At 59.7% G+C, this 6,753-nt stretch carries 5 protein-coding genes and 1 pseudogene; 5 read left to right on the top strand and 1 reads right to left on the bottom strand.

The window, feature by feature from the left end; translation table 11 throughout:
- Positions 1-546 precede the first annotated feature (546 nt).
- Positions 547-1,377 (bottom strand): alpha/beta hydrolase, encoded by an 831-nt coding sequence (locus QMX93_RS29080; protein ID WP_212545895.1) that lies wholly within the window; start codon positions 1,375-1,377, stop codon positions 547-549.
- A gap of 267 nt (positions 1,378-1,644) precedes the next feature.
- On the opposite strand from QMX93_RS29080, the gene QMX93_RS29075 reads away from it, so the two are divergent.
- From QMX93_RS29075 to QMX93_RS29055, 5 genes and pseudogenes are all read left to right on the top strand, one after another.
- The gene (locus QMX93_RS29075) at positions 1,645-2,100 is read left to right on the top strand and encodes a (2Fe-2S)-binding protein (protein WP_003224136.1); all 456 of its coding nucleotides are present in this window, start codon (positions 1,645-1,647) and stop codon (positions 2,098-2,100) included.
- A 22-nt stretch (positions 2,101-2,122) separates the two neighbouring features.
- A complete protein-coding gene (locus QMX93_RS29070) occupies positions 2,123-4,285 on the top strand; it encodes a xanthine dehydrogenase family protein molybdopterin-binding subunit (RefSeq protein WP_282359010.1) in 2,163 nt (720 codons plus the stop codon).
- A gap of 1 nt (position 4,286) precedes the next feature.
- Positions 4,287-4,865: a hypothetical protein gene (locus QMX93_RS29065; RefSeq protein WP_053119368.1), complete on the top strand. Its 579-nt coding sequence runs from the start codon at positions 4,287-4,289 to the stop codon at positions 4,863-4,865.
- A 62-nt stretch (positions 4,866-4,927) separates the two neighbouring features.
- Positions 4,928-5,893 carry a sensor domain-containing diguanylate cyclase gene (locus tag QMX93_RS29060; RefSeq protein ID WP_159815512.1) on the top strand — a complete coding sequence of 322 codons (966 nt, stop codon included), beginning with the start codon at positions 4,928-4,930 and terminating at the stop codon, positions 5,891-5,893.
- A 615-nt stretch (positions 5,894-6,508) separates the two neighbouring features.
- A pseudogene (locus tag QMX93_RS29055) lies at positions 6,509-6,604 on the top strand (metal ABC transporter ATP-binding protein); the annotation flags it as partial.
- Between the last annotated feature and the right edge of the window lie 149 nt (positions 6,605-6,753).

Genomic DNA, 6,753 nt, shown 5'->3' with positions numbered 1-6,753 from the left:
AACCACATATTTTTGTTGCCCAAAATTTTTGGGGGGGGGGGGGGGGGCGCGCGAAAGCAGTGGGTCAGTCAGCACGGCAATGTCTGATTGAATGCTTTCGCGAGCAGGCTCGCTCCCACATGGGATGGGTGTGGATATCAGAATAGAGGATTGGCACACATCATTGTGGGAGCGAGCCTGCTCGCGAAAGCGGTGGGTCAGTCAGCAGGGCAATGTCTGATCGAATGCTTTCGCGAGCAGGCTCACTCCCACATGGGATGGGGTGTGGATCTCAGAAATGAGGATTGGCACACATCATTGTGGGAGCGGGCTTGCTCGCGAAAGCAGTGGGTCAGTCAGCACAGCAATTTCTGATTGAATGCTTTCGCGAGCAGGCTCGCTCCCACAGGGGATGGATGTGGATCTCAGAATAGAGGATTGGCACACATCATTGTGGGAGCGAGCCTGCTCGCGAAAGCAGTGGGTCAGTCAGCACGGCAATGTCTGATTGAATGCTTTCGCGAGCAGGCTCACTCCCACAGGGGAGAGTGTGTATGACCAGCAATTTTAGCCGCGAATAAAGGCCAGCAGATCCGCGTTAATGGTATCCGCCTCCGTCGTCGGCATCCCGTGTGGAAACCCCGGGTACGACTTCAGTGTGCCGTTCGGCAGCAACTTCGCCGACAACGGCGCCGAGTTGGCGTACGGCACAATCTGGTCATCCTCACCGTGCATCACCAACACCGGCACGGTGACTTTCTTCAGGTCTTCGGTGAAGTCCGTCTGCGAAAACGCCACGATCCCGTCGTAATGCGCCTTCGCCCCGCCAATCATGCCCTGGCGCCACCAATTGGCGATCACCCCTTCGGACGCCTTCGCCCCTGGCCGGTTGTAGCCGTAAAACGGCCCGGTCGGAATATCCCGGTAAAACTGCGCCCGGTTCGCCGCCAAATTCGCCTGAAACTCATCGAATACCGATTTCGGCAACCCACCCGGATTGCTCTCGGTCTGCACCATCAGCGGCGGCACCGCGCTGATCAACACGCCTTTGGCGACGTTGTCCTGGCCATGCCGGGCGATGTAATGAATGACCTCACCGCCACCGGTCGAGTGGCCGACATGCACAACATTCTTCACGCCCAGATGATTGACCACCGCCAGCGCATCGTCGGCGTAATGATCCATGTCGTGGCCGTCCCAGACCTGGCTCGAACGCCCGTGGCCACGGCGGTCATGGGCAATCACCCGAAAGCCTTTACCAAGGAAAAACAGCATCTGCGCATCCCAATCGTCCGAGCTCAGCGGCCAGCCGTGGTGGAAGTGGATCACCGGCGCGTCTTTCGGGCCCCAGTCTTTGTAGAAGATTTCGACGCCGTCTTTGGTGGTGACAAATCCCATGTTCGCTACTCCAGACCAATGTGATGGATAACCCGCGCGGTGGGCGCGGACCGGTTTCGCTCGTGACGCGTTTTTTAAGGTGATGGCTCGGGTGCGAGCCGTTATCAACTGTAGGATTAAAGTCGACATCTGCATGACCGGTGGTCGCAACGTCTGGCTTCATGCGCAATTTAGGCTTTGCTGAAAGGGATAAGCCGAGGCGCGCGTAGGCATGTTTGGCCACAGCGGCGCCCCTTCAGAACACCGTGAGTCTGAGGAAATTCCCCGATGCTGACCTTGAATATCAATGGCAAGGATCAGGAGCTCGATGTCCCCGCGGACATGCCGTTGCTCTGGGTTCTGCGCGATGTCGCGCACCTGACCGGTACCAAATTCGGCTGCGGCATGGCCCAGTGCGGAGCTTGCACTGTGCACGTTGACGGTGCGCCGTTGCGCGCCTGCATCACCCCCGCAACCGCCGTGGCCCACGGGCAGAAAATTCTCACCATCGAAGGCCTGTCCACCGACGGTTCGCACCCGGTGCAGCAAGCCTGGGCTGAACTTGACGTGGTGCAGTGCGGTTACTGCCAGTCGGGGCAGATCATGTCTGCCGCCGCATTGCTGGCGAAAATCCCCAAACCCACCGACAGCGATATCGACCAGGCGCTCTCCGGCAATATCTGCCGCTGCGGCACCTATCCGCGAATCCGCGCAGCGGTGAAGCGTGCATCGGAAATCGGCTGATTGATTACGTGGGAGTCGGGTGATGAACAGTCCTGTATCGCGTCGGGGTTTTCTCAAGGGCAGCGCCGTGTTGGGCGGCGGCTTGGTGGTGGCGTTCGTCGTCCCCGGCGGACATAAGTTTGCCTATGCGGCCGAGAACGAAGGCAAGGTCTTTGCGCCGAATGCGTTTTTGCGCATCGCGGCGGACAACAGCGTCACCGTGTTGCTCGGGCATTCGGAGATGGGCCAGGGCATCTGGACCGGCCTGACCATGTTGATTGCCGAAGAGCTGGATGCCGACTGGTCGAAGATCCGCGTCGAACATTCGCCCGCATCAGCAGCGGACTACGGCATGCCGGGGTTTGGCGGCATGCAGATTACCGGCGGTTCAACGTCGACGTGGATGGAGTTTGATCGCTATCGGCTGGCAGGCGCGACCGCTCGGCAAATGTTGGTTGAAGCAGCGGCGAAGCGTTTTGAAGTGGCGCCCTCGGCGATTCGCACCGAGTCAGGCGTGGTGATTGCCGGCGACAAACGTGCGACTTACGGCGAGCTGGCGGACGCCGCCGGGCAACTCCCCGTGCCGGATCCAAAGTCGATCACTTTCAAGGAAGCCAAGGACTGGAAAGTCATCGGCAAACCGACCAAGCGCCTCGACACGCCGGAGAAAATCACCGGCCGCGCCAAGTTCGGCATGGATGTGCAGTTCGAAGGCTTGATGACGGCGATGGTCGCGCGCGCCCCGGTGTTCGGCGCCAGCGTCAAATCCTTCGAAGGCGCCGAAGCGTTGGCGGTGCCGGGCGTGCACAAAGTGCTGCAAGTGCCGACGGGCATCGCGGTGATTGCCGATCATTATTGGGCGGCGAAGCTCGGGCGAGATGCGCTGAAGATTGACTGGGATCTGGGCCCGCATGCGGATCTGAGCAGCGAAAAATTGCTGGAGAGTTTCCGCAAACTGGCCACGACGCAAGGCACGTCAGCCAGTCAGGCCGGGGATGCCAAGGGTACTTTTGGCAAAGCGACGAAGAAAATCGATGTCGAATACAGCGTGCCGTATCTGGCCCATGCGCCGATGGAACCGCTCAATTGCACGGTGAAGATCAGTGCCGAGAAATGCGAGATCTGGACGGGGACGCAGTTTCAGACGCTGGATCAAATGGTCGCCGGCAAGATCACCGGGCTGAAGCCTGAACAAGTGGAAATCCACACCGAGTTTCTTGGCGGCGGTTTTGGGCGTCGAGCCAATCCAACGTCGGACTTCGTTGCCGAAGCCGTGCAAGTGGCGAAAGCCGCGGCTATGCCGGTGAAAACCGTATGGTCGCGGGAAGATGACATTCGTGGCGGTTACTACCGGTCGATGTTCCTGCATCAGGCGAAGATCGGTTTGGGCGCTGATGGTTTGCCGTCGAGTTGGCAGCATGTGTTGGTCGGGCAGTCGATCATGGCGGGCACCATGCTGGAGCAAACCATGGTTAAGAACGGCATCGATTCGACGTCGGTCGAGGGCGTGGCCGACAGTCCTTACGTCAAAGGTCTGGCCAATCATCAGGTCGATCTGCATTCGCCGCAGACTGGCATCAATGTGTTGTGGCTGCGCTCGGTGGGCCATAGCCACACCGGTTTTGTCATGGAATCGTTGATCGATGAAATGGCCACGGCGGCGGGCAAGGATCCGGTCGAGTACCGACGAACCTTGCTCAAGGATCATCCTCGGCATCTAGGTGTCTTGAATCTGGCGGTGGAGAAGGCCAATTGGAAGGCTCCGTTGCCGGATGGTCATGCACTCGGCGTGGCGGTGCACGAATCGTTCGGCAGCTACGTGGCGCAGGTCGCCGAGGTGTCGCAGGACAATCTGGCGATTCGCGTGCACCGCGTGGTTTGCGCGGTGGACTGCGGGATCGCGGTGAATCCGCAGAGCATCGCCGCGCAGATGGAATCGTGCATCACCTTCGGCCTGGGCATGGCGCTGCACAGCAAACTGACGCTCAAGGACGGCGCGGTGATGCAGTCCAACTACCACGATTATCAGGTGCTGCGGCTCAACGAGATGCCGGTAGTGGAAGTGCACATCGTGCCCAGCAGCGACAAACCCGGCGGCATCGGCGAGGCCGGTGTGCCGCCGACTGCGCCAGCGGTGGCCAACGCGGTGTTCGCCCTGACCGGGCAGCGTCTGCGCGAGTTGCCGCTGCAATTGTCGGGGGTGTGAGATGAAACGACATCTAGTGTTGGGCACGGTGGTTTTGCTGGGGCTCGGCGGTTATGCCTCGGACTTGTTTGCCGATGATCAGGAGGCGCTTAAAGCCTTCGGCACGGTGCAGAAAGTCTTCCAGAGTCCGCGCTGCCAGAACTGCCATATCCCCGGCGATTCGCCGCTGCAGTTCGACGCGGGCATTCCGCATGCGATGAACGTGGTGCGCGGCATGGACGGCAAGGGCGCGGCCGGTTTGCCCTGCGCCACCTGTCACGCAGAAAACAATCCGCCGGCCAGTTACGGCCCGCATGCACCGCCGGGTGCGCCGCATTGGAGCCTGCCACCCGCGGCGCACAAAATGGCCTGGATCGGCCTGCCACCGGACAAACTCTGCGCGATGATCAAGGATCGTTCCAGCAACGGCGATCGCGATTTTGCTGCGCTGATCAAACACGTCAGCGAAGACAAACTGGTGTTGTGGGGCTGGAATCCCGGGGCAGGGCGCGCGCCGGTGCCGGTGCCGCATGACATTTTTGTCGAGCAATTCAAGCTCTGGGCCGATGCGGGCGGGCCGTGTCCGGTGGCAGGCATCTGATGAGGTGACCTCGCGCTGATTTGCGCTACGCTGAAATGAATTGTTGCCAACGGAGTGTGCGAATGCTGGTTCCAGGAAAACCTGCCAATGAAGCGGCGCGAATTCAGGTGCTGCACGGCCTCGACCTTCTCGATTCAGCGCCGGAGGAGCGTTTCGATCGGCTGACGCGGCTGGCCAAACGACTGTTCAATGTGCCGATTGCGCTGGTGACGCTGGTCGACAAGGATCGTCAGTGGTTCAAATCCTGCGTGGGCCTGGCGGCTACCGAGACACCACGGGATATCTCGTTCTGCGGGCATGCGATTCTCAATGATGGTCTGCTGCTGGTCCCGGATGCGCGGGAGGACGTGCGTTTCCACGATAATCCGCTGGTGACCGGCGAGCCGAATATTCGCTTTTATGCCGGTTACCCGCTGACCGTGCCCAACGGCAATAAAATGGGCACGCTGTGCCTGCTCGACACCAAACCTCGCGAACTTGATGATGAAGAACGCGCGCTCTTGCGTGATCTGGCGGAAATGGCCGAGCAAGAACTGACGGCCGTGCAGATGGCGAGCATGGACGAGCTGACGTTGCTGTCCAATCGTCGCGGGTTCAAGCAACTGGCGCAGCATGCGCTGGACGCCTGCGCACGGCTGGAGCGGCCGGCGACGTTGCTGTTTTTTGATCTGAATGATTTCAAGCAGATCAACGATCTTTACGGGCATGCCGAGGGCGACAGCGCGCTGAAGACCTTTGCCGATGTGCTGCGAATTGCCTTTCGCGAGAGCGATGTGGTGGGGCGGTTGGGTGGGGATGAGTTTGTCGCGCTGCTGACGGGGTCGAGTCATATCGAAACCACGGCGATCATGGCGCGGCTCAAGGAGATCCTTGAAGAGCGTAATGCCACGCTGCATCGGGGTTATGCGATTCGCTTCAGCGTCGGGCAGATCGAGTACGACGCCAAACGCCATGAAACCGTAGATCGCTTGCTCGCCGACGCGGATGGCGCGATGTATGCGCACAAGCAGGCCCTGAAGCGCTGTTGATTCGGGCCCCATCGCTGGCAGGCCAGCTCCCACAGGATTCTTGGGTGTTCTCGATATCCCGTCTCACCACAAATTCCTTGTAGGAGTGAGCCTGCTCGCGAAGGCGTCCATCCCTTCAACATCATCATTGCCTGACCCACCGCTTTCGCGAGCAAGCTCACTCCCACAGGTTTCTCGGGTGTTCACAAAACCCCGTTCCACCACAAATTCCTTGTAGGAGTGAGCCTGCTCGCGAAGGCATCCATCCCTTCAACATCATCATTACCTGACCCACTGCAATCGCGAGCAGGCTCACTCCCACAGGTTTCTCGGGTGTTCACAAAACCCCGTTTCACCCCAAATTCCTTGTAGGAGTGAGCCTGCTCGCGAAGGCGTCCATCCCTTCAACATCATCATTGCCTGACCCACTGCCATCGCGAGCAGGCTCACTCCCACAGGTTTCTCGGGTGTTCACAAAACCCCGTCACACCACAAATCCCCTGTAGGAGTGAGCCTGCTCGCGATAGCGCCCGGCCATTCAACATCATCATCGCCTGACCCACTGCCATCGCGAGCAGGCTCACTCCCACAGGTTTCTCGGGTGTTCACAAAACCCCGTCACACCACAAATCCCCTGTGGGAGCGAGCCTGCTCGCGAAGGCGTCCATCCCTTCAACATCATCATTGCCTGACCCATCGCTTTCGCGAGCAAGCCCGCTCCCACAGGTTTCGCGGGTGTTCACAAAAAACCGTTTCACCCTAGATCCCTGTGGGAGCGAGCTTGCTCGCGAAGGCGTCCATCCCTTCAACATCATCATTGCCTGACCCATCGCTTTCGCGAGCAAGCCCGCTCCCACAGGTTTCGCGGGTGTTCACAAAAA

The organism is Pseudomonas sp. PS01303, assembly GCF_029959385.1.
In the GTDB taxonomy this organism is placed as follows: Bacteria; Pseudomonadota; Gammaproteobacteria; order Pseudomonadales; family Pseudomonadaceae; genus Aquipseudomonas; species Aquipseudomonas rustica.
This window is presented reverse-complemented; position numbering and strand designations above follow the sequence as displayed.

Bases quoted from the DNA above. Each gene is read 5' to 3' on its own strand.
- QMX93_RS29080 (WP_212545895.1), bottom strand. From the start codon at position 1,377: ATGGGATTTGTCACCACCAAAGACGGCGTCGAAATCTTCTACAAAGAC.
- QMX93_RS29075 (WP_003224136.1), top strand. From the start codon at position 1,645: ATGCTGACCTTGAATATCAATGGCAAGGATCAGGAGCTCGATGTCCCC.
- QMX93_RS29070 (WP_282359010.1), top strand. From the start codon at position 2,123: ATGAACAGTCCTGTATCGCGTCGGGGTTTTCTCAAGGGCAGCGCCGTG.
- QMX93_RS29065 (WP_053119368.1), top strand. From the start codon at position 4,287: ATGAAACGACATCTAGTGTTGGGCACGGTGGTTTTGCTGGGGCTCGGC.
- QMX93_RS29060 (WP_159815512.1), top strand. From the start codon at position 4,928: ATGCTGGTTCCAGGAAAACCTGCCAATGAAGCGGCGCGAATTCAGGTG.